At 62.4% G+C, this 21,947-nt stretch carries 19 protein-coding genes and 1 pseudogene; 9 read left to right on the forward strand and 11 right to left on the reverse strand.

Annotated elements, in window-relative coordinates; all coding sequences use genetic code 11:
- Positions 1-12 precede the first annotated feature (12 nt).
- The 5 genes from LB564_RS14370 to LB564_RS14390 all read right to left on the reverse strand — a co-directional run bounded on the left by LB564_RS14370 (position 13) and on the right by LB564_RS14390 (position 6,537).
- Positions 13-1,548 (reverse strand): sugar ABC transporter ATP-binding protein, encoded by a 1,536-nt coding sequence (locus LB564_RS14370; protein ID WP_224538636.1) that lies wholly within the window; start codon positions 1,546-1,548, stop codon positions 13-15.
- Positions 1,549-1,645: 97 nt separating this feature from the next.
- On the reverse strand, positions 1,646-2,677 hold the full coding sequence (locus LB564_RS14375; RefSeq protein WP_224538638.1) for a substrate-binding domain-containing protein: 1,032 nt from the start codon (positions 2,675-2,677) through the stop codon (positions 1,646-1,648).
- A 302-nt stretch (positions 2,678-2,979) separates the two neighbouring features.
- The gene (locus LB564_RS14380) at positions 2,980-3,795 is read right to left on the reverse strand and encodes an alpha/beta hydrolase (protein ID WP_224538640.1); all 816 of its coding nucleotides are present in this window, start codon (positions 3,793-3,795) and stop codon (positions 2,980-2,982) included.
- 10 nt (positions 3,796-3,805) lie between these two features.
- Positions 3,806-5,293, reverse strand: a complete 1,488-nt coding sequence (locus LB564_RS14385) for an NAD-dependent succinate-semialdehyde dehydrogenase (protein ID WP_224538642.1) — start codon at positions 5,291-5,293, stop codon at positions 3,806-3,808.
- A 17-nt stretch (positions 5,294-5,310) separates the two neighbouring features.
- Complete coding sequence (locus tag LB564_RS14390; protein ID WP_224538644.1) at positions 5,311-6,537, reverse strand: iron-containing alcohol dehydrogenase; 1,227 nt, start codon at positions 6,535-6,537, stop codon at positions 5,311-5,313.
- A 151-nt stretch (positions 6,538-6,688) separates the two neighbouring features.
- Between LB564_RS14390 and LB564_RS14395 the strand changes: the two genes are divergently transcribed.
- Positions 6,689-7,390, forward strand: coding sequence for a GntR family transcriptional regulator (locus LB564_RS14395; RefSeq protein WP_224538646.1), 702 nt, complete (start codon positions 6,689-6,691; stop codon positions 7,388-7,390).
- 147 nt (positions 7,391-7,537) lie between these two features.
- Positions 7,538-8,131 (forward strand): DJ-1/PfpI family protein, encoded by a 594-nt coding sequence (locus LB564_RS14400; protein WP_140705122.1) that lies wholly within the window; start codon positions 7,538-7,540, stop codon positions 8,129-8,131.
- 189 nt (positions 8,132-8,320) lie between these two features.
- On the opposite strand, the gene LB564_RS14405 is transcribed toward LB564_RS14400, so the two are convergent.
- Positions 8,321-9,115: an SDR family NAD(P)-dependent oxidoreductase gene (locus tag LB564_RS14405; protein WP_224538648.1), complete on the reverse strand. Its 795-nt coding sequence runs from the start codon at positions 9,113-9,115 to the stop codon at positions 8,321-8,323.
- A 101-nt stretch (positions 9,116-9,216) separates the two neighbouring features.
- Here LB564_RS14405 and LB564_RS14410 point away from each other — a divergent pair, with 101 nt between their 5' ends.
- Positions 9,217-10,107 carry a LysR family transcriptional regulator gene (locus tag LB564_RS14410; protein ID WP_224538650.1) on the forward strand — a complete coding sequence of 297 codons (891 nt, stop codon included), beginning with the start codon at positions 9,217-9,219 and terminating at the stop codon, positions 10,105-10,107.
- 124 nt (positions 10,108-10,231) lie between these two features.
- Here LB564_RS14410 and LB564_RS14415 read toward each other — a convergent pair whose 3' ends face one another.
- The 5 genes and pseudogenes from LB564_RS14415 to LB564_RS14435 all read right to left on the reverse strand — a co-directional run bounded on the left by LB564_RS14415 (position 10,232) and on the right by LB564_RS14435 (position 15,206).
- Positions 10,232-11,431 carry a mandelate racemase/muconate lactonizing enzyme family protein gene (locus tag LB564_RS14415; RefSeq protein WP_224538652.1) on the reverse strand — a complete coding sequence of 400 codons (1,200 nt, stop codon included), beginning with the start codon at positions 11,429-11,431 and terminating at the stop codon, positions 10,232-10,234.
- 9 nt (positions 11,432-11,440) lie between these two features.
- Positions 11,441-11,767 carry an NIPSNAP family protein gene (locus tag LB564_RS14420; RefSeq protein ID WP_224538654.1) on the reverse strand — a complete coding sequence of 109 codons (327 nt, stop codon included), beginning with the start codon at positions 11,765-11,767 and terminating at the stop codon, positions 11,441-11,443.
- A gap of 100 nt (positions 11,768-11,867) precedes the next feature.
- Entirely contained in the window at positions 11,868-13,226 is a 1,359-nt protein-coding gene (locus LB564_RS14425; RefSeq protein ID WP_224538656.1) for a mandelate racemase/muconate lactonizing enzyme family protein, read from the reverse strand.
- A gap of 56 nt (positions 13,227-13,282) precedes the next feature.
- The gene (locus LB564_RS14430; RefSeq protein ID WP_224538657.1) at positions 13,283-14,449 is read right to left on the reverse strand and encodes a mandelate racemase/muconate lactonizing enzyme family protein; all 1,167 of its coding nucleotides are present in this window, start codon (positions 14,447-14,449) and stop codon (positions 13,283-13,285) included.
- Positions 14,450-14,497: 48 nt separating this feature from the next.
- Positions 14,498-15,206, reverse strand: a pseudogene (locus LB564_RS14435) (GntR family transcriptional regulator).
- Between the two features lie 184 nt (positions 15,207-15,390).
- Between LB564_RS14435 and LB564_RS14440 the strand changes: the two are divergent.
- The 6 genes from LB564_RS14440 to LB564_RS14465 all read left to right on the forward strand — a co-directional run bounded on the left by LB564_RS14440 (position 15,391) and on the right by LB564_RS14465 (position 21,862).
- A complete protein-coding gene (locus LB564_RS14440; RefSeq protein WP_224538661.1) occupies positions 15,391-16,869 on the forward strand; it encodes an ABC transporter substrate-binding protein in 1,479 nt (492 codons plus the stop codon).
- Between the two features lie 77 nt (positions 16,870-16,946).
- A complete protein-coding gene (locus LB564_RS14445) occupies positions 16,947-17,906 on the forward strand; it encodes a carbohydrate ABC transporter permease (protein WP_140705104.1) in 960 nt (319 codons plus the stop codon).
- Positions 17,903-18,793: a carbohydrate ABC transporter permease gene (locus LB564_RS14450; protein WP_140705102.1), complete on the forward strand. Its 891-nt coding sequence runs from the start codon at positions 17,903-17,905 to the stop codon at positions 18,791-18,793. Before LB564_RS14445 ends, LB564_RS14450 begins: the two co-directional genes overlap by 4 nt.
- 10 nt (positions 18,794-18,803) lie before the next feature.
- Positions 18,804-19,901, forward strand: a complete 1,098-nt coding sequence (locus LB564_RS14455; protein ID WP_140705100.1) for an ABC transporter ATP-binding protein — start codon at positions 18,804-18,806, stop codon at positions 19,899-19,901.
- 33 nt (positions 19,902-19,934) lie between these two features.
- Positions 19,935-21,098, forward strand: coding sequence for a mandelate racemase/muconate lactonizing enzyme family protein (locus LB564_RS14460; protein ID WP_140705098.1), 1,164 nt, complete (start codon positions 19,935-19,937; stop codon positions 21,096-21,098).
- A 23-nt stretch (positions 21,099-21,121) separates the two neighbouring features.
- On the forward strand, positions 21,122-21,862 hold the full coding sequence (locus tag LB564_RS14465; protein WP_140705096.1) for a ribonuclease activity regulator RraA: 741 nt from the start codon (positions 21,122-21,124) through the stop codon (positions 21,860-21,862).
- Positions 21,863-21,947: the final 85 nt, after the last annotated feature.

A 21,947-nucleotide genomic window follows, 5' to 3' on the forward strand; every position in this document is an offset into this window, starting at 1 on the left:
TCCCCCGATTCCCTAGGCGACATTCTGGGCCTGCCTTTGATCTGAACTGTCCTGGACGCCCGAGGCGAGCATGATTATGGCTTCCTCGCCGAGTTCGTCGGCGGCGAGTTCGCCGGCGATCCTGCCTTCGCGCACAACCATGACGCGGTCGCACAGGCCGATCAGCTCCGGCAGTTCCGACGAGATGACGACGACGCCGACACCGCTGCCGGCAAGTTGGCGCAGTAGCCGGTGGATTTCGACCTTGGCGCCGACATCGATGCCGCGTGTCGGCTCGTCCATGATGATGACCTTGGGACTGACGGACAGCTGCTTGGCGATGGCGACCTTTTGCTGGTTGCCGCCGCTCAGTGTCGAGACGGCGGCCTCGATGCCGGCCATGCGCACACCGAGCCTGCCGGTCAACTCCCGCGCCTGACGATCCTCCGCCTTGCGGTCGAGCAGGCCGAGTGGCCCGGTCAGCCTGGCGAGGTCGAGCGCCGAGATGTTCGCCGCGATCGGCAGATCGAGGAACACGCCGGAGCCTTTGCGATCCTCCGAGAGATAGGCCAGCCCCGCCTTGACCGCATCGCCATAGCCGCGCGGACGCAGCTGCTTTCCATCGAGCGCGACGGTTCCTGACGTCATTGGCCGCAGGCCGCAGATCGTTTGCGCGATCTCGCTGCGGCCGGCGCCGATCAGGCCGCCCATGCCCAGAATCTCGCCAGCGCGAAGCTCGAGATCGACATCCGTGAAGCGGCGGCCGTCGGATAGCCCCTTTACGGACAGGATCACCCGCCCTGGCTCTTGCGGTGCCAGCTTGTCAGGATAGAGCTGGGTGATTTCGCGGCCGACCATCTTGCGCACCACGTCATCGGGCGAAACGGCGGCGATCGGGTCGGTGGCCACGTAGCGGCCATCGCGGAAGACGGTGACGCGGTCGCATAGCGAGAAGATTTCCGCCATGCGGTGGCTGATATAGACCACCGAGATGCCGCGCTCCTTGAGGCCGCGCACGATCGAAAACAGGCGGCGCGCTTCGCTCTCGGTCAGTGCCGCCGTGGGCTCGTCGAGCATCAGCACCTTGCAGTCGAGCGTCAGCGCCTTGGCGATCTCGACCAGCTGCTGGTTGGAAATGGAAAGATCCGCGACCCTGGTGCGCACCGGAATGGGCGCAAGCAGGTCCATGACCTTCTGGGCATCGGCGTGGAGCTTCTGGAAATTCATCAGCGGCGCGCGCCGGACGTTGATCGCCGCCATGTAGATATTTTCGGCGACCGTCGCGTCCTGACAGAGGGCGATCTCCTGATGGACCAGCGCGATACCGAGGCGCTGGGCGGCGGCGGGCGAGTGGATCGAAACACGCTCGCCATCGATCAGTATGTCGCCCTCATCGGGCTGCAGCACACCGGCGATCATATTCATCAACGTCGACTTGCCAGCACCATTCTCGCCGCACAGCGCGTGGATTTCGCCGCGTCGCAGCGTGAACTGTACGTCGCTCAGCGCCTTGACAGGGCCAAACGCCTTGGACAGGCCACGGATTTCAAGAATGGGCGCGTGGGTCACGCCATGCTCCTGCGATGGACGCTTGCGGGGAGGAAGGAGGCGAAGGCCTCCTTCCCGGCTTGGTCCGACCCGCGAGGATCGGAGAGGGAAATCGAGACTATTCCTCGATGCCCTTGGTGCCGCGACGCTTCAGGTATTTGTCCCAGTAGAAGTCATCCGCATTGTCCTTGGAGACAATGGAGAAGCCATTGTCGACGAAGGGCACGCTCATCGGATTGAAGCCCGAGCGTTTGGCGTCGTTCATCGGGTCGATCAGGCCGGGATGCTTGGCCATCCACAACAGCATGAAGCCCATATAGCCCTGCATGCCCTGGTTTGGATTGACCGATCCGAAGATCTCGCCGGCCTTGATCATGTCGAGGATCTTGGCGTTGACGTCGGCGAGCATGACGCGGATCTTGCCACCGCCTTCCTTGGCGGCCTGGGCGGCGCCGATGGCCGAATTGGCTTCCGGCATGAACACGGCACCGAGATCAGGATGCGCCTGGGCCAGGCTCAGAACGGCCTGATAGGCCTTGGTCGGATCCTGGTTCGAAGCGGCGCGGCCGACGAGCTTCATCTCGGGCCATTTGGCTTCCATGCGGGCGACAAAGGCGTTGACGCGCTTGTCGTGATTGTCCTGGCCAGGGTTCTCCAGCACGGCATATTCGCCCTTGCCGTCCATCGCCTTGGCAACGGCGTCGGCGGCATAGGTGCCCTCGGCATTGTTGTCGGAGGTGATGTAGGAGACCCGCTTGGAATTCGGCGAGTCGGCGGCGAAGGTCACCACGGCGGTGCCCTGCTCGATGGCGCGGTTGATCGGTTCGATGAACGGATCGGAGTTCATCGGATGCACCAGTATGCCGGCGGGCTTCTGTGCCAGCGCCTGGTCGAAGCTGGCGATCTGCTTGTTGACGTCATATTCGGGCGTGCCGGTATAGGCGGTCTCGCAGCCGAACTGCTGGCCGGCCTGCTTGAACATTTCATAGACCGGGAACCAATATTCGACACCCGAAACCATGACGTTCATGACGTATTTTTCACCCGGCTCGCATTTGAACGGGTTGGCGGTTTCGGCGCGTGCCAGCATCGGCCCAAAGCAGGTCGATGCAGCCGCCGCGATTGCGAGCGTGCTCAGAAATTTGCGCAAGTTTCCTCCCTTGGCCGAAGCCATCCTCAATGACCGTCGCAGGCGCCCTGCGAGCGCTGCCGTATGGATTTGATGAAGCCGGCCTTCCTCCGAAAGCCGACGATCGGGACATTACAGCCCCGGCGCGCAGTGTCAATATAATTCAAATAGTGAAATATATTTCACGTGCTGGGCAGCAGGTGCTCAAGGAAGAGGTCGTCAACAAGCCAAGGAAGAGGCTGGTGCTCGGCATGGGCCTGCTCATGCGCAAACCGCGGGAACTTTCAGGCAGGCAGGAGCAGGTAGGCCGACTCGGGTCGAGTTCATCCGGCCAGGATGAGCTGGCGAAGCCAGTCGCCCGCGATTGTCCCGCGCAGCCCCAAATCTCGGACGCTATCCATATGATTGCGCCCCCCGACGATGCCCCTCGAGGCTGTCAGACCCTGCTCCGTCAGGCGATCGGCAAACAATCTGGCCTGCAGGTGAAACGGTTCCGTTTCCCGTTCGCCGACCAATACCGCTACCTTTGTTTGCGACGAGTGGACCTTGCTCATCGGCGAAAATGCCTCAACTTCCGTGTCGGTGAGACCTATCAAAGGCTCGAGGAAGGAATGCTGAAGGGGCTTCAGATCATACAGCCCGCCGAGCAGAAGTGCCGCCGAGGGCGGATATGCCGAACCCTCGTTGAACAAAAAAGTCGCCAGATGCGCCCCGGCGGAATGGCCGCTGACGCTTAGCCGACCGGGATCGCCGCCATGGCTGGCGATATTATCCCGCACCCATTGCCTCGCGCGCCGGATCTGGTCGACGATTGCCGCCATCCTCACGGCAGGCATCAGCGCATAGTCGATCACGACCGCGATTGCCCCGGCTCCCGTTACCGTTTCGGCAACGTAGGAATAATCGCTTCTGGTGAACATGCGCCAATAGCCACCATGGATGAAGACGTGCACCGGGAGGTCGTGACGCGGTCCCTGCGGAAAGAACAGGTCGAGGCGTTCGGCCTCGTGCGGCCCATAGGCGACATCCGCCAGCATGGGCAACGAAGTCCGCGTCGTAGCGCTGCGGGCAACGATATCGGCCACGATGTCATCGAAATCGGCAACGTGGTCGCGGGTGCGAAAAGGATCTTTCGACATGGAGTCCCACTCAGAAGGTTACAGCGATGTATTTGGCCTCCATGAATTCGGCCATGCCGTGGTGCTGGCCCCCTTCCCGCCCGAGGCCACTTTGCTTGACTCCGCCAAAGGGCGCGGCGGGATCCGACATCAATCCGCGGTTGAGGCCGATCATGCCGGCCTCGATCTCCGAGGCCACCCTCATGCCGCGCGCCACATCGCGCGTGTAGAGATAGGCGGCTAGGCCGTATTCGGTATTGTTGGCATGGAGGATGGCCTGCGCCTCGCTCTCGAAGCGGGTGATGGGCGCCACCGGGCCGAAGATTTCCTCATGCGCCATGTCGGCGTCCGGCGAGACTTCGGACAGGACCGTCGGAGGATAGAAAAAGCCATCTTCTTCAAGCACCGAGCCCCCGCAGAGTACCTTGGCCCCCCGGTTAACCGCGTCCCTGACCAACCGGTCGATCTTGTCGACCGCCTTCTTGGTGATCATAGGCCCACATTCGGTGTCCGCCTTGGTGCCGGCGCCGATCTTGAGCGCGGCCATGCGCCGGGACAGGCCGTCGGCGAACGCATCATGGATACCCGACTGGACGTAGATGCGGTTGGCGGCCGTACAGGCTTCGCCGGCATTGCGCATCTTGGCGATCATGGCGCCGTCGAGGGCCGCATCGAGATCGGCATCGTCGAAGACGATGAAGGGTGCATTGCCGCCAAGCTCCATGGAACAGGAAATCACATGTTTGGCGGCTTCGGCGAGCAAGGCGCGGCCGACGCCGGTCGAACCGGTGAAGGAGAGCTTCCTGACGCGCGGATCGGCCAGCATGGCCGACGTCAAGGGCCCAGGTGCCGACGTCGTCAGCACGTTGACGACACCGTCCGGCACGCCGGCTTCGCTGTAGAGCGCGGCGAGTGCGTAGGCGGTCAGCGGGGTCTCGCTGGCCGGCTTCAGAATGACCGTGCAGCCCGCCGCGAGGGCCGGCGCGATCTTGCGTGTCGCCATCGCGGCTGGGAAATTCCAAGGCGTGATGAGGACGCAGATGCCGATCGGCTGGTAGTCGACCACGATCCGGTTGGTACCGGATGGAGCGGTGCCAAACTCGCCAGTGATGCGAACGGCTTCCTCGGCGTTCCAGCGAAAGAATTCGGCCGCGTAAGCCACCTCGCCGCGCGCGTCGCGCAGGGCCTTGCCGTTCTCCAGCGAGATCAGCATGGCAAGCGTCTCCGACCGCTCGACCATCAGTTCGAAGCAGCGCCTCAGAATCTCGGAGCGCTTGCGTGGCGCGGTCTCGCGCCACCCGTTGGCGGCTTTGGCCGCGGCCTCCACCGCGGCGGCGGCATCCTCCAGGGTCGCATCGGGGACCGCCGCGATTACGGCGCCGGAGGATGGATCGGTGACCTCGATGAGCCCGCCGTCTGACGACGGCAGCCATTGTCCGCCAATGTAGAGCCGGTGCGAGAAACCCCGCACATCGTAGGGATCCTGATCGAGATGGAAGGCATTGTAGGGAAGGTTCATCGTCTTGTTCCTGACGTTCACATGGCGCAAGCGGTGAGATCGCCGTAATAGGCCGCCTGGACAAGGCGGCGCATGGCGGCGAGGTCGAATGGGCGCGGGTTGTTCTTGATCAGGCGATCGATACCGAGCGCCTGCTCGGCGGTCCAGTCGAGCCTGTCGGCCGGAAGCCCCAGCCCGGCCAGCGTCGGGGTTATCCCGATCGCGGCAAACAAGCGCCTGATCTCCTCGATGGTGGCGCGCGCCATTTCGTCGGCGTTTCGGCCGTTCGGCTCAAGGCCAAGGGCGATCCCTATCTCGGCGATTTCCGCCGCGGCCACACGGCTGTTGTAGCTCATCACATAAGGCATCATTGTCGCCACCCCCAGCCCGTGCGGCGTGTGTGTCAGCGCGCCGGCCGGGTATTGCACCGCATGCGCCGCCGCCGTGCCGGCGGTGCCGAACGCGCAACCCGCAGCCAGCGCTCCCATCATCACGTCGGCGCGCGCCTCGGCGTCGCCGCCGTCGGTGCACGCCTTCTCCAGACTACGGCCGAGAAGTTTGACGGCCAGCAGCGCGAAATGATCGGTCAACGGCGTCTTGCCGATGAAAACGTGGCGCTGCGGCAGGCTGAAGTCCCCGTCCCGGCGCATGGCCGTGAAGGCCTCGATCGCATGGGTGAGCGCGTCGGCGCCGGCGATCGCGGTCAGGCCCGGCGGACAGGTCATCGTCAGTTCGGGGTCGCAGATGGCAATTGCGGCAATGAGATGGGGGCTCGATATGCCGACTTTGAGCGTCCGGTCCGGATCGGATATCACCGCGACGGGCGTCACCTCCGATCCTGTACCGGCCGTGGTCGGCACGGCAATCAGCGGCAGCGTCGGTCCGGGGACTTTGAACTCGCCGTAATAATCCTTCAGCTCGCCACCGTGGCTGATCAGCAAGGCGGCGCATTTGGCGAAATCGAGACAGCTGCCGCCACCGATGCCGATCACCATGTCGGGCTCGAAGCCTTTCGCTTCCTCGACGCCGGCCGCCACCGAGTCGCGCGGCACGTCCGGGAGGACGCCGTCGTGAACCAGCACGTCGATGGACGCGGCCTGCAGGGATTCCATGATTTCAGCGAACAGGGGCGTGCCGGCGAAACGCTCGTCGGTGCAGACCAGGGCACGTCGGCCAAGGCGACCGGCCACGGCCGGCAGCGCATGACGCTGCCCCTTTCCGAACAGAATTTCGCGGGGGAGCCGGAGGGCTGTGAGAAGGCTCATGGCAGGCTGCATCCCTTGAGGGTGTCGGAAAACTCGCGTTGTAAATCCGCACCGAAGGTCCCGAACTGAGCGGTGCCGATAAGATCGTATAGGATATAGTATTGCATCGGTCAAACCCTCGTGTTAGCAGTCCCCTGTCGAGAGGCGAAAGATGCAACCTGTCAGTTTGAGCAATAATGGTGAGACGCCCACGGGAGCGGGTCGCATCCAGCGCGCGAGCAGCCTTTCAGAGGACGTTTACGAGGCCATTTTCGCGCAGCTGATGTCGCTGAAGATCGCGCCCGGTTCACGCATCACCGTCGACAACCTGGTAAAGGAATTCGACGTTTCCCATACGCCGATCCGCGAGGCGCTTGGGCGTCTCGAAGGCGAAGGCCTGGTTCTGAAGACGCATCTGATCGGATACCGCGCCGCACCGCAGATCACCCGGCGCCGTTTCGACGAATTGTACGAAATGCGTCTCCTGCTCGAACCGCACGGCGCGGCGAAGGCCGCCGCGGCGATGGATGAGGCCAAACTCGGCACACTGCTCGAGGCGGCAGGCGTGATGTCGCGCCGCGAAGGCAAGGACGAGCGCCTGCGCTATTCAAACTTCGCCCGCCAGGACGCGATTTTCCACGACAAGATCATGGAATACGCCGAAAACGAACTCATTCGCGAGACGCTGGGTTATCAACACACCCACTTCCACATATTCCGGCTGATGTACCACTCCCGCGTGACCGAGGAGGCGCTGGACGAGCATGAGGCGATCCTGGCCGCGTTCGGCTCGGCCGATCCCGATGCCGCCGCGGAAGCCATGCGCGCCCACATCGAGCACTCGCGCGATCGCCTGCTGCCGGCCTTCGATTGAGGCGAAACCGATGTCCGCGCCGCTGACCACCAAACACAGCACCGAGGAATACCACGTCCCCAACTCTCCATTCCGAGGACGGACAAAGCCAATGCGGGGCGCAGCATGGGTTCGCCCCGCCCTTTTCACACGACGGAGGAACCGACTATGTCAGGCAAGAAAATATTGATGCTCACCGGCGAGTTCACCGAGGAGTACGAGATCTTCGTCTACCAGCAGGCTATGGAAGCCGTCGGCCACACCGTCCACGTGGTCTGCCCGGACAAGAAGGCGGGAGACCTCATCAAGACCTCCCTGCACGACTTCGAGGGCGACCAGACCTACACCGAAAAGCTCGGCCATTTTCAGGTGATCAACAAGACGTTCGCGGAGGCGGAAAAGCAGCTCGATCAATACCACGCCGTCTATTGCGCCGGCGGTCGCGGCCCGGAATACATCCGCACCGACAAGCGGGTGCAAGCCATGGTGCGCCACTTCCACGATACCCAGAAGCCGATTTTCACGATCTGCCATGGGGTTCAGATTCTGATTGCCGTGGACGGCGTCGTGCGCGGCAAGAAGGTCGGCGCGCTCGCTGCTTGCGAACCCGAAGTGACGCTGGCCGGAGGCACTTATGTCGACCTCTCGCCGACGGAGGCCTATGTCGATGGAACGATGGTGTCGGCCAAGGGCTGGACAGCCCTCGCCGCCTTCATACGCGAGTGCCTGAAGGTTCTGGGGACCGAGATCCGGCATAGCTGACACATTTGCCGAGCGGCGCATTCTTGGATGCGCCGGTCGCTTTCCACTTCGACGCGACCGGGGTCTACCGCCAAGACGCGGTCGAAGTCAGTGGTCCGTCGCCGTCGGTAGTGTGGCCCTCGCGCCGGTTGCGATAAGGCCCGAAAGGCCGCCGCCGCCGGGCCGTTGAACGCGTGGAAAGCTGGCGCCCTATGCGATTGTCCGAACGACACCACCGTCGACACGCAAGGAAGTGCCGGTTGTCCCGGATGCCTGCTCCGAGCAGACATAGACGACCAAGTTCGCGACTTCCTCAGTCGTCGCAAAGCGATTGAGGAGCGATGTCGGGCGCAACGTCTTCAAGAATTGCTGCTCGGCTTCCTGTTGCGTAATGCCTTGCTCTTTCGCGGCCGCCTTCATCCAACCACTCATGATTTCCGAATTCGTCGGACCAGGGAGAACCGAATTGACGGTGACGCCCGTCCCGCCGACCTCCTCGGCCAAGCCCCTCGCAATGGCGAGTTGGGCGGTTTTGGTCATGGCGTAGTCGATCATGTCCTTGGGTATTGCGAGCGCGGACTCGCTGCTGATGAAGACAACACGCCCCCAGCCGCGCTTCGTCATGTTCGGCACATAGTGACGGGCGGCGCGAATGCCGCTCATGACGTTCAGCTCGAAAAGATCGATCCACTCGCCGTCGCCAATTTCGAAGAACGACTTCGGGCGCCCCGTGCCCACATTGTTGACGAGAATGTCCGCGTCCGGCGCCCGCGCGAACAACTCCGCCGCGCCTTCCGGGGTAGCAAGATCGGCGGTAACGCCGGTGAACTCACCCTTTGGGAAAAGCTTGCGCAACTCACCAAGCGTTGCGGCGACCCTGTCCTCGCGGCGGCCGTTGATCACGACCGCGGCACCGGCGCGCGCCAGCCCTTCCGCAATGGCTCGGCCGATACCTGCCGTGGACCCGGTAACGACCGCCGCGCGGCCAGTAAGTTCGATATTCATGACACCCTTCCTTTGGTTGCGGAGAAACCTGTATGTGGGTGATGTCCGAACCAGAGATAATGGCCTAAATTGCCATAACATTAATTCCCAGGAGGAATTGGATGGACCGGTTCAACGAACTGAGCGCCTTCATAGCCGTGGTTGAAGCAGGTGGTTTTTCCGCCGCGGCCCGCATTACCGGGGACTCACAGGCGGCCATCAGTAAAGCCATCGCTGCGTTGGAAAAACGCCTGGGCGTGAGGCTGTTCAACAGGAGCACACGCCGGGTGACCCTTACGGATGAAGGGCGGAGATACTATGACCGGACAAAGCCGCTTGTTGACGAGATGCAGGACGCCGATAGCGAACTGACCAGCAGCGCGTTGGGTGTTTCGGGTCTAATCAGGATCGCCGTATCTGGCACTTTTGGCCGTCTTCATGTCTTGCCGCTCATCCCCGACCTGTTGTCGCTCAACCCTGGCCTTCAGGTGGATCTCGTTCTCTCGGACATCGTGCGAGATATGGTGGAAGACCGGATCGACCTGGCGATACGACTTGGACCTGTCACCGAACCCGACGCGGTTGTCAGGCGCGTGGCGATCACTCCCCTCGTCTGCGTCGGATCCCGCCGCTATTTCGAGCGCCATGGAATCCCAAAGACCCCGGCGGAGCTCGTCGAGCACAATTGCCTTTTGTATGGCGGCCTGACGGAGGCGGCGAATTGGCCGTTCGTGGGGCAAGAAGGTCGATTCAGCGTGCCGGTCCGGGGGAACCTCTGGTCTAACAGTGTCGAAACCATCCGGGCCGCTGTTCTGGCCGGCGTTGGAATTGGCCTGTTCGCCAAGGTTTCTCTTGCTGATGAACTCAGCCATCCCGACGTCATTACCATCCTCGAGGGATTTATGGGCGATGTCAGGGATATAAGTCTCGTCTGGCCGAAACGCCGTTTCGTTCCGGCCCGCGTCCGCCAAGTGACCGATTTCTTCGCGGAGGCCATTCCCCGGCGAACGTAGCAGAATGTTCAGCGATGGTTCGAAGTGTCTCCCGGGATCGATAACGCGCGTCGAGAGCGGCGCCACGCGACACCGCGATGACGATGCCCGAAGGTCAAGCACGGCTATCGCTCGAAGAGTGGGTTCAGTCGAAGAAGCCCGCGTCCGCCGCCGCGAGATACTTCCTGGCCGCTTCGGCATCGATATCGAGGCCCAGCCCTGGCGCTTCCAGCAGGTCCACCATGCTGTCCGTGACGATCCGTGGCGGCAAACCGATCACCAGTTCCTCCCACCAAGGGTCGGAAGCACTGGGATATTCGAACGCCACGTAGTTGGCGGGCAAGGTCGCGCAGACATTGATCAGCGCGCCGAGGCCCAGCAGGCCGTTCGCGGTGCCGTGCGGCGCCATCAGGATCGAATGCATATAGGCGTGCTCGGCGACCCATTTGAGCTCGGCGATACCGCCGATGTCGGCAGGATCGGGGCCGATGACGCGCACGGCCTGGGTCTCGATCAACTCCTTGAAATTGTGCCTCAGGTAAATCTGCTCGCCGGTATGAATCGGCGTCGAGGTCGAGGTGGTCAGTTCCCGGTAGGCCTGCGGATTGACCCACGGCACATAATCGCCGGTCAGCATGTCCTCGAGCCACATCAAATTGTACTTCTCGACCGCGCGGGCGAACCTGATCGCGTCGGGCAGCATCCAGCCCGGGCCGCAGTCGAGGGCCAGGCTGACTTTATCGCCCAGCACTTCCTTCATCGCGATCACGCAGTCGAGCATGTGGTTGAAACCGCGCTCGCTGATCATGCCCTGATCCATGGCGCCGTGATAGCCGGCCTTCTTCTGCGTCACGCCGTAATGGAAGTCCTCGACGGTGTCCTTCATGTTGGAATGGAACGAAATCCCCTGCTTGACCATGAAGAAGTTCTGCGGCTGCTCCATCATCCATTTGACGTCGGCGGCGTAGTCCTCCGGCCGGTCACCCGTGCGTTTCTGGCGGATCGAGCCGTTATAGACGCGCACCTTGTCGCGCACCTTGCCGCCGAGCAGTTTGTATACCGGCACGCCCGCGGCCTTGCCGGCAATGTCCCAAAGCGCATGCTCGATTGCACTGACCGCCGCGCCATACGGCTTGAACGAGCCGCGCTGGCGGATCTTCAGCATCACCCGCTCGACGTCGGTCGGATCCTCGCCGATCAGCGCCTCGCGGAAATGCAGCACCCAAGGCTTGAGATAGGTCTTGGTGAACTCGACTTCTCCCAGGCCGTAGAGGCCCTCGTCGGTTACGACGCGAACGATGGGATGCTTGCCGATGACGGCACAGCGAAGGTCGGTGATCTTCATGGCGCAGTCCTATTTCACGGACGAGAAAGCTGTCGGCGTGAGCAGCTGGCTGCTGATATTGGCAACGATCTGCCCGTCGCGCTCGGACTCGTCCCGGGCCTTCTGCCATGTCGGATCGGTGACGAAAGCCGTCCATTTCGCCTCACGCTCGGCCAGCGATTCCCAGGCCAGGAAATAGGTGAGGCGATTGCTGTTTTCGCCGATCGCCGTGGTGAAAAACCCGGCTTGGCGGATGCCATGCCTCTCCCAGATGGCCAGCGTTTGCTCGGAAAAGCGCTTGAGCAAAGCCGGCAGCCTGCCCGGCAGGCAGTCGTAGATACGCAGTTCGTAGATCATGGTTTCGTCCGTTTCTTTCTTCGCCTCTCCCTTCGGAGAGGTCGACACGAATGGTCGGTCGTTGGCCCTGTTAGCCTGGGAATGCGGGCAGAGGTCTGGGCTAACTCCAGGTCCGGTCCCAGCTATATTCATTGTCCCAATGCTCGGTGGATTGCCATATCCCGGTGACACCAGGCTGCAGATGCTGGCTGATCACCTCGTCGACCACATCGTCTATGCCCAGCCCCGGCTTGTCGGGCACGGTGATGAAGCCGTCCTTGACGAGCGGCTTGGGAAGGCCGGTGACGATATCGTCCCACCAGTCGACATCGGCGGAGTGGTATTCGAGCGCCAGGAAGTTCTCGGTCGCGGTGGCGACGTGCGCGGCGGCCATCGCGGCGATCGGACTTTCGGCCATATGGATCGCCATGGCGACACCGTGATCCTGCGCCATATCGCCGATCTTCTTGGTCTCGAGAATGCCCCCGCTGGTGAGCAGGTCCGGGTGGATGACCGAGAGGCCGCCGCTCTTGAGCAACGGCTCGAAGCCTTCCTTGAGGTAGATGTCCTCGCCGGTGCAGATCGGCACCGTGGTAGCCTGCTGCAATTGCCGGTACTGCTCGGTGTATTGCCAGGGGATCACGTCCTCCAGCCAGGCCGGAACGTATTTCTCGATACGGCGCGACAGACGTATGCCATCCTGCAGCGAAATGTGGCCGACATGGTCGATGGCGAGCGGGATCTCGTATCCGATCACCTCGCGAACCTCGTGGATGTACTGTTCGAGCAGATCGATCCCCTTTTCGGTGAAATGCAGGCCCGTGAACGGGTGCTGCACGTTCTGCGCATCGTAGGCGAGATTGCGGGCCTTGCGTTCCTCGAGCGTGCCGCCACGGCCGCGCGGATTGGCATGAAACCCTTCGAGCGCGCCGGCCGGCGCGGCCACGGCGCCCGGGACATGGGCGATCTGCATCAAGCCCAGGTCCATCTTGAGGAAGGTGAAACCCCGGTCCATGCGCTGCTTGAGGCGCTTGCCGGTTTCGGTGCCGCTCGGTTTCTCGGCGTCGGTATCGCAATAGACCCGCACCTTGTCGCGGAACCGTCCTCCAAGCATCTGGTAGATGGGGACGCCATAGGCCTTGCCGGCGAGATCCCAGAGGGCGATCTCGACCGCCGAAACGCCGCCGCCTTGCCGGCCGTGCCCACCGAACTGCTTGATCCGGCGAAACAGGCGGTCGATGTCGCAAGGGTTCTCGCCAAGCAGCCGGCTCTTCAGCATCAGTGCGTAGGTGGCGCTTGCGCCATCGCGCACCTCGCCAAGCCCGACGATGCCCTGGTTGGTGTAGATCTTGAGCAGCGCCGAGGTGAACGGCGCGCCGACGATTTCGGCCACCCGCATGTCGGTGATGCGAAGCTCGGACGGCTTCGAGTTGGTGCTGACCCGGTTGAGGGCCTCGTCGGCTCCATCCGTCTTTGGCATGATTGATCCTCGTTCTGGTCGGCGGACCTGTCGCCCGCATACTGCCGATGATGCTGCTAGCCCAGTTCGATCTCATGGGCTTGCAGGTAATCGCGGTTCATCTCGATGCCGAGACCCGGCCTCGACGACAGCTTCAGGCTGCCGTTCGAAACGTCGAGCGGCCTGTCGATAAGATGATCGTACTTGCCCAAATTCCACTCCGACGTTTCGAGCTTGTAGAAGTTGGGAACGGTCATCATCACCTGTGCTCCCGCAACCACGTTTATCGGCCCTGCGGCATCATGGGGTGAGACCGGGATGTAGTAAGCTTCGCACAGAGCGGAAATCTTCTTGAGTTCGGTGATCCCGCCGGTCCAGGTGACGTCGGGCATGATGTAGTCGGCGAGCTTGTTCTCGAGGACCGGCACGAAATCCCACTTCGTGTGGCCGCGCTCGCCCCACGAGATAGCGGCACTGACCTTCTCGCGCACCTGCTTGAGGGCGTTGAGGCTCTCTGGCGGGCAGGGCTCCTCGAACCAGTCGATCTGGCCGGCTTCCTCGAGGCCGCGACAGAGCCGAATGGCTGTGGGCACGTCGAAACGGCCATGCGCGTCGATGAGGATGTCGACATCCGGGCCCGCCGTTTCGCGGATCAGAGCCGTGAGTTCGGCCGCCTCGCGCTCGTCCTTGCGGGCCATGCCGCCCTCGAGATAGCCGTCCCGCTGTTCACGCGACACGCCGTCGGCGTAGCGACCCTGGTGGGGAAAAGGATCGAACTTGAGCGCGGTGTGTCCGGACTCGACGATGTCCAGGATTTCGCGCACCACAGCCTCCTTGCTGGTGAATTTGGCCTGGTTGGGGTGGGTATAGAGCGCGATTTCATCGCGGACCGGCCCGCCCAACAGCTCGTGGATCGGCTTGCCGAGGACTTTGCCCCTGATGTCCCAGAGGGCTATGTCGATCGCGCTCACGCATTCGACCGCGGCGCCACGACTGCCCATATAGGTGAAGCCGCGGAAGATCTTGTGCCAGAGATACTCGATGCGCGCCGGATCCTCGCCTGTCACCGCAGCTCCGATCTGCCGAAGGATCGTGCAGAGGGCGCGGTTGGCGAGCTTGGTGGTCGTGGTGATCTCCCCCCAGCCGCTCACGCCTTCGTCGGTCGTCACCTCGACGAACAGGAATTCCCCCCAGTACGAAGCACCGGACTTGATCAGCCACGGCCGAACGCTCGTGATTTTCATCTCAACTCCTTTGTCTGGAATGGGCGGGCCATTCTGACTGGGCCCGTCTTATCCGGCCCGAGCGGCGTTGCGCACGCATCTGTTCGAGAACATGCCGGCCGGAACCCTCGACATGGCGGGCAATGAGTTCGGCCGCCTTGTCCGCCTCCCCCGCTTTGATAAGCGCGATGAGTTCGCGGTGCTCGCGAATGATCGCGGCACGCCGCGCCAGCGTGAAATTGAAACGCCGGCTCACCGCCCGCAGCACTTCGCGATGCTTCCACCAGAGCTCGGCGGCATGGCGGTTATAATGCCGCTGGTACATCACGGTGTGAAAAGCGGTATCCAACTCGCTGTGCCTGAGCGTGTCGGCGAAATTGTTCTCTTCAATCAGGCCTTGGATACGTTCCAGTTCGGCGATGTCCTCGCCGGTAGCCATACCCACGAACCATCGCGTCAGAGCCGGCTCGATCAGAACGCCGATCTCGTAGATATCGCGGACGAAATCCTGATCGATGGGTCTCACGCGCGCGCCGCGGTTGGGCGAGAAGATGACGAACCCCTCGCCCCGCAACAGCTGGAGGGCCTCGCGCACGGGGTTGGTCGAAGTGCCGTGGCGGCGGGCGAGATCGGTGACGACAAGCCGTTCATTGGCGGCGAGCCGTCCCTCGATGATGTCTTCCCTTATCAGTTCGTAAAGGGAGGCGCCCTCGCTCGAGGCTCCGATAGCGTCGATCCCCGCAGGTGGTTTTGCCTTGAAATCGTCTGTTTCGGCCAAGGCCGGGCTCCCCAAATTGACACACAGTCTGCCCGATATCACGCATGGTTTCCATAAACAATGTACGATCTGGTGCGTTGACAGGCAATCCATGTTCTGAAAACGTACTAAATGATCGGGAGGATACACTATGCTGAAAGAACCGCCCTCGCGATCGCGGGGCGGAGAACCAGGGAGGATACCTATGACGAGGATCATGCTCGGCAGTGCGGTCCTGCGCGGCACTGTGGTCGGTATTTTGACGACATCGCTTATGTCCACATCCGCGCTGGGTGCGCCACCGGTCGACCTGAGCAAGTGGTCGCCCGAATATGTGCGCTCCATCGCCGGAACTCAGGATTTCGATACGGCCGGCGATTGCGCCAAGGTCACCCCGCTGGATTACAAGGGGCGACTGACCTTCTGGTATCAGGGCGTGTTCGAGGGCGATCCCGACCTCCTGCGCCAATACCACAAGGATTTCTTCGAGACTTTCCGCAAGACCTATCCAAACATCCAGCTCGAGGAACAGGCCCTCACCTATAACGACCTTCTCGACAAATTCCGCACGGCACTCCTGGGCAATGCCGCGCCGATGGCGGTGCGTCTGCAAATCCTGGGCGGTACCGAATTTGCCTCGAAGGGCTATCTGCAGCCGCTCAAGCCGGAGGATGTTGGCTATTCGACCGAGGATTTCTGGCCCGGCGCCATGAAGGCCGTGACCTGGGATGGAGTTACCTACGGCGTACCGACGAACAACGAGACGATGGCGTTCATCTGGAATGCCGACATCTTCAAGCGTGCGGGTCTCGATCCGGACAAGGCTCCGGCAACCTGGGACGACGTCGTCAAATATTCCAAGCAGATCCACGACAAGCTCGGCATTGCCGGTTACGGTCTCGTGGCTCGCAAGAATGCCGGCAACACGCCCTATCGCTTCATGCCGCAGCTGTGGGCCTATGGCGGCGGCGTCTTCGACGAAGCCACGGCGAATCCGACTTACAAGGAGGTGGAGCTCGACAGCCCGCAGAGCAAGGCGGCGCTGCAAGCCTCCTACGATATGTATGTCCGCGACAAGTCGGTCCCGGTCTCGGCACTTACCAACCAGCAGGCCGACAACCAGCCTCTGTTCGTCGCCGGCCAGTTGGGCATGATGGTCTCGCACCCGTCCGACTACAACGTCATGCTCGACCTGCAGGCGAAGGCGACCGGCACCGACAAGGAAAAGGCGCAGACCGTCATCGACAACATGCGCTACGGCCTGATCCCGACTGGCCCCGACGGCAAGCGCGCCGTCGTGTTCGGCGGCTCGAACATTCACATCCTGAAGCCAGAATATGTCGAGGGCGGAAAAGTGGACGAGCCGGCCGCGAAGGCGATGATCTGCATGTGGGCGAGTCCGGAATGGTCGCTGAAGATGGCCTATGCCGGCTCGAACCCGGGCAACCTCAACGGCTTCAAGACCAAATGGATGAAGGAACGTCTGGAGCATATCAAGTTCCTCGACGTCACGACCTCCATGCTTCCGTACGGCATCCCGTTCCCGGCGCTGCCGGAGTCCCCCGAGATCATGAACATCATCGTCCCGGACATGCTGCAGAATGCCCTGACCGGAGCGATGACGGTCGATCAGGCAGCGGACGACGCGGCCAAGAAGGTGAAAGACCTGATGGGCGGACTCTAGTCCGGACCTGACCTCCGATCTGGCCGGCCGCGCCGAGAGCGCGGCCGGTTCGTTCCGAAGAACAAGGGCACGCCACAGTGACGATCGTGACCGGCAAGACCGAGGCTCGCCGAAAATTACAACCCGTCAGATCCGGTGCGTTGCGGAATATCTGGGCGCATCGCGCCGACTACGCATACGTGCTCCCGGCGATCGCCGTGATGCTCGTCGTCATCGCCTATCCGATCTACTACACGATCGAGCTGTCGTTCTATAAGACGCCGCCCGGCCTGCAGCTCCGCGACAAGACCTTCATCGGCTTCGACAATTACACCACCATCCTGACCAGCGAGGTGTTCTGGAAAGTCACCTGGAACACTTTGATCTGGACATTCGGGTCCACCTTCATCTCCTTTGTCCTGGGGTTTGCCACGGCGCTGGCGCTGCACCGGGACTTTGTCGGCCGAGGCGTCCTGCGCGCCATCCTGATCATTCCCTGGGTGATCAGCGCGGTCGCCGCCTCCTATATCTGGAAGTGGATCTACCATTCGGATTTCGGCATCATCGGCGCGGTGCTGGTCGGCCTCGGATTGACCGACCGGCCGCCCAATTTCATCGACAACGTCAGCACGGTGCTGCCCTCCCTGATCGTCGTCAACATCTGGCGCGAATTCCCGTTTGCCATGATCATGATGATGGCCGGCCTCCAGACAGTCCCCGAGCAGTTGTTGCGCGCCGCCAAGGTCGACGGGGCCAACGCATGGCAGCGCTTCTGGCACGTCACCTTCCCGCACTTGCGCAACGTCTCGGTGGTCACGATCCTGTTGCTTGCGGTGGCCAACTTCAATTCCTTCATCATCCCCTGGATCATGACCGCGGGCGGGCCGTCGAACGCATCGCATATCTGGATAACCCACATTTACGAGCTTGCCTTCGGCCGGCAGCGCTGGGGCGTGGCGTCGGCCTATTCGGTGCTCCTGTTCCTCATCCTGATGGCGCTGGGCTACTTCTACGTCCGTGCACTGAGCGGCAACGAGCGGAAAGAGGGGAGCGCATGAGCACGATCGCCGAGGCCACCGCTCGGGGCCAGACCCGTCGCCGTATGCGCATCGACGGATGGCGGTGGGCGGGGCGGATCTTCCTCTTGTTCATGCTGCTCTACACCGCCGTGCCAATGATCTGGATGCTGATCACCTCGATCAAGTCCGGCTTCGCGGCGACGCAATTCCCGCCGCAATGGTGGCCGGACGAGCCTACGCTTGCCAGCTACCAGAAGCTGCTGGATCCGCAGAACAGCGTCGGCCAGGACTTCCTGCGCTTCTTCTGGAACAGCCTTTTCGTGTCGACCGTCACGACGATCCTTTCCGTGATCGTGGCTGTCCCCGCGGCCTACGCATTTTCGCGCTTCACGTTCCCGGGACGCAACTTCCTGTTCTTCGCCGTGCTGCTGCGCAACATGTTCCCGGCGGTGATCTTTCTCGTACCGCTCTTCATCCTGATGCGCGCGATCGGGCTGGTGAACACGCATGGCTCGCTGATCCTGACCTATCTCACCTTCGGCCTGCCGCTGGCGATCTGGCTGCTCAAGGGGTTTTACGACAACATCCCGGTGCAGCTCGAGCAGGCGGCGCGCATCGACGGGGCAACACGGTTCCAGGCATTCATCATGATCGTGATGCCGCTTTCGACGCCGGGGATCATCGCCACCGCGATCTATTCCTTCATCGGCGCGTGGAACGAGTACATCTACGCCTACACCTTCCTCTCAAAGAACGAGCAGCTGACGCTGCCGGTCGGCATCCAGCGCTTCTTCTCGGAAAATACGACGGACTTTCCAGGCCTGATGGCGGCGAGCTTCATGATGAGCGTGCCCGTCGTGGTGCTTTTCCTCGTCCTGCAACGATACTTCGTACGCGCCCTGACAGAAGGCGCGGTCAAGCATTAGGGAGTTGCCAATGGCCCACGTGGTCCTCAAAGATCTCGTCAAGACCTACGGCAGCTTCAAGGCCGTCAACGACGTTTCGCTGACGGTCAACGACGGCGAGTTCGTTGCGCTCGTCGGCCCGTCGGGCTGCGGCAAGACAACCACGCTCAATCTTGTCGCGGGGCTGACCTCGATCACCTCGGGCGACATCGTCATCGGCGACCGGGTGGTCAACGACCTCGATCCCAAGGACCGCGACATCGCAATGGTGTTCCAGAACTATGCGCTCTATCCGCAAAAGTCGGTTTACATGAACCTGGCGTTCCCGCTGCAGATGCGCAAACTGCCGAGGGACGAGATCGACAAGAAGGTCAAGGAGGCGGCGCGGGTGCTCGACATGACGCACCTGCTCGAGCGCAAGCCTCGCGAACTTTCGGGTGGCCAGCAGCAGCGTGTGGCCCTGGGCCGCGCCCTCGTGCGCGACCCAGCCGTGTTCCTCATGGACGAGCCGCTCTCCAACCTCGACGCCAAACTGCGCGTACAGATGCGGTCGGAGATCAAGCGCTTCCACCAGGACCTCAAGGCGACGATCATCTATGTGACGCACGACCAGCTCGAAGCCGTGACGATGGCCGACAAGATGGCGGTGATGAACGGTGGCTTCCTGCAGCAATACGACTCGCCTGCTCAGGTCTTTGCCCATCCGGTGAACATGTTCGTCGCCAGTTTCATCGGCAGCCCGGCAATGAGCCTCATTCCGCTGGAAACATCGACGGCAAACGGCGGCACCGCGTTGACCAGCGCGGAGGGCTGGAGCCTCGGGCTCTCGCCGCGCAACGTCCAGAAGGTCACGAAGGCAGCGACCAAAAAGGTCGTGCTCGGCGCACGCCACTCGACGATCAAGCTGCACAAGAGCGCGGTGCCAGGCAGCATCCCGGCCAAGGTCTACACGGTGGAGCCAACCGGAGACGTCACCTTCGTGCAGGCGTTCCTGTCCGGTGCCATCGTCAATGTCAGCGTGCCGCCGAACATTGCCGTGGCGCCCGACGAGCGGATCTGGCTCGAGTTCGACCAGGAGCGGATGCATCTGTTCGACGGTGAAACCGAAATGGCCCTCGAGGCCGACTGAGACAGGGCGGACGCTTGTGGGACGTGGGCGTGGATGACTACGAAGCTTAAGATCACCGCGATCAAGCCCTATCCGGTGTGGGTGGGAACGCGCAACCAGATGCTGGTCAAGATCGAGACCGACCAGGGCATCTCTGGTTGGGGCGAGAGCGGCTTGAGCGGTCGCGAGAAGGCCGTGGCTGGCGCGGTCGAGCACTATCGCGAGTTTCTCATCGGCCGCGACCCGATGCAGACCGGGCGGATCTGGCAGGAGGTTTATCGCAGCCAGTATTTCGAGGGCGGACGCGTTCTCCAGGCGGCGATATCGGCCATCGACATCGCCCTTCACGACATCAAGGGCAAGGCGCTGGGGGTGCCGGTCTACGAGCTGCTCGGTGGCAAGCAGCGTGACCGAATCCCCACCTTCGCCTCGACGGGAGACGAGGCCGAGGGCGACGTGGCCGTCGAACGGGCCCGCGAATTGCGCGCGCAGGGCTGGCAGGCGATCCGCTTCTTTCCCGTTGGGCAAGACAGCAAGGACATCTTCGAGCCCCGCGAGTCGATCGGCCCTACGGCGACGATGCTGAACAAGGCGCGCCGGGCGCTCGGCGACGACGTCGTGCTCGGCATCGACTATCATCATCGGCTGTCGGTGGCGGAGGCGGCGAGCTTCTGCAACAAGCTCGACCGCGGCGTGCTCGACTTCCTCGAGGAGCCGATACGCGACGAGACGCCGGAAGCCTACGAGGCCCTGCGCAAGATGATCGACATCCCCTTTGCCATCGGCGAGGAGTTTGCCAGCAAGTGGCAGTTCCTGCCCTATATCGAGCGCGGCATCCACCAGTTCAACCGGCTCGACATCTGCAATGTCGGCGGCTTCACCGAAGCGATGAAAGTCGCCGGCTGGAGCGAAGCGCACTATGTGGACCTGATGCCGCACAATCCGCTCGGTCCGGTGTGCACGGCCGCGACCGTGCATCTGGCCGCCGCGGTACCCAATTTCGCGTGGCTGGAGACCAGGGCGCCCGAAACAAAGCTGGGCTTCGACAATTCCGAATTCTTTCCGGTGCAACCACGGCTCGACGGCCCCGATTATCCCGTTACCGATCTGCCGGGGCTCGGCGTCGAGGTCAACGAAGAGGCGGTCCAGGCGCAGAGCTTCCGTTTCTGGGAAGCGCCCCACCTCAAGCGCCGCGATGGTTCTGTCACGAACTGGTAGTTTCCTTTCAATCGGAGTCCACAATGACCCATACTTCCGACATCACGCGGCCGCCCAAGGACCTGATCGACGCGCTAAGCGAGATCGGCGCCGCGACGGTTGCCGGCACGCTTGGCCATATGGGCTTCCGCAATCCGCACATGGTCGGCCCGGTGGCGCAGAACCACGGCAAGTCGATCGTGGGGCCGGCGCTGACGCTGCAGTTCCTGCCGCAGCGGCCCGACCTTTTCAACGAGGGAGAATATGCCGATCCGGAGACACAGTTGCACCGGCACGTGCTCTACCATGCGCAGGAGGGCGATGTGGTCGTGGTCGACGCGCGCGGCGACATGAGTTCGGGCGTCTTCGGCGACATGATGTCGACCTACTTCAAGGGCAGAGGCGGCGCGGGGATCGTCATCGACGGGTGCATGCGCGACCGGCCCAATGTCGAAAAGCTCGATCTGGCCCTCTGGCTGCGCGGCTGGACGCCCAACTACCATGTGCAAACCAGCATCTATCCCAACGCCGTCAACGTTCCCATTGCCTGCGGCGGTGTCACGGTGATCCCCGGCGACATCATCGTCGCCGACGACGACGGGGTGGTGGTGCTTCCCGTCGCAATGGCCGCGAAGGTGATCGAGGAATCCCGGAAGCATCACGATTGGGAGGAATTCTCGCGCGCGAAGCTCATGGAAGGCGGGTCGTTGCAACGCTATTATCCGCTGCACCCAAGTGCCAATGACGAGTATGAGGCTTGGCGGAAAGCCAACCCGAAATTTTGATTGACGGACGAGCTCTCTCCCTCGTTCAGCAAGGGCTCACTCGACGCAAATCCCCGCATTTGCTTGCTCGGTTCCGCAACCGGCG

The organism is Mesorhizobium sp. ES1-6 (assembly GCF_020164775.1).
Taxonomy (GTDB): Bacteria; Pseudomonadota; Alphaproteobacteria; order Rhizobiales; family Rhizobiaceae; genus Mesorhizobium.

What these genes read in the sequence shown, in the direction of transcription:
- LB564_RS14380 (WP_224538640.1), bottom strand. Translation starts at nt 3,795, where the DNA reads ATGTCGAAAGATCCTTTTCGCACCCGCGACCACGTTGCCGATTTCGAT.
- LB564_RS14385 (WP_224538642.1), bottom strand. Translation starts at nt 5,293, where the DNA reads ATGAACCTTCCCTACAATGCCTTCCATCTCGATCAGGATCCCTACGAT.
- LB564_RS14390 (WP_224538644.1), bottom strand. Translation starts at nt 6,537, where the DNA reads ATGAGCCTTCTCACAGCCCTCCGGCTCCCCCGCGAAATTCTGTTCGGA.
- LB564_RS14395 (WP_224538646.1), top strand. Translation starts at nt 6,689, where the DNA reads ATGCAACCTGTCAGTTTGAGCAATAATGGTGAGACGCCCACGGGAGCG.
- LB564_RS14400 (WP_140705122.1), top strand. Translation starts at nt 7,538, where the DNA reads ATGTCAGGCAAGAAAATATTGATGCTCACCGGCGAGTTCACCGAGGAG.
- LB564_RS14405 (WP_224538648.1), bottom strand. Translation starts at nt 9,115, where the DNA reads ATGAATATCGAACTTACTGGCCGCGCGGCGGTCGTTACCGGGTCCACG.
- LB564_RS14410 (WP_224538650.1), top strand. Translation starts at nt 9,217, where the DNA reads ATGGACCGGTTCAACGAACTGAGCGCCTTCATAGCCGTGGTTGAAGCA.
- LB564_RS14415 (WP_224538652.1), bottom strand. Translation starts at nt 11,431, where the DNA reads ATGAAGATCACCGACCTTCGCTGTGCCGTCATCGGCAAGCATCCCATC.
- LB564_RS14420 (WP_224538654.1), bottom strand. Translation starts at nt 11,767, where the DNA reads ATGATCTACGAACTGCGTATCTACGACTGCCTGCCGGGCAGGCTGCCG.
- LB564_RS14425 (WP_224538656.1), bottom strand. Translation starts at nt 13,226, where the DNA reads ATGCCAAAGACGGATGGAGCCGACGAGGCCCTCAACCGGGTCAGCACC.
- LB564_RS14430 (WP_224538657.1), bottom strand. Translation starts at nt 14,449, where the DNA reads ATGAAAATCACGAGCGTTCGGCCGTGGCTGATCAAGTCCGGTGCTTCG.
- LB564_RS14440 (WP_224538661.1), top strand. Translation starts at nt 15,391, where the DNA reads ATGACGAGGATCATGCTCGGCAGTGCGGTCCTGCGCGGCACTGTGGTC.
- LB564_RS14450 (WP_140705102.1), top strand. Translation starts at nt 17,903, where the DNA reads ATGAGCACGATCGCCGAGGCCACCGCTCGGGGCCAGACCCGTCGCCGT.
- LB564_RS14455 (WP_140705100.1), top strand. Translation starts at nt 18,804, where the DNA reads ATGGCCCACGTGGTCCTCAAAGATCTCGTCAAGACCTACGGCAGCTTC.
- LB564_RS14460 (WP_140705098.1), top strand. Translation starts at nt 19,935, where the DNA reads ATGACTACGAAGCTTAAGATCACCGCGATCAAGCCCTATCCGGTGTGG.
- LB564_RS14465 (WP_140705096.1), top strand. Translation starts at nt 21,122, where the DNA reads ATGACCCATACTTCCGACATCACGCGGCCGCCCAAGGACCTGATCGAC.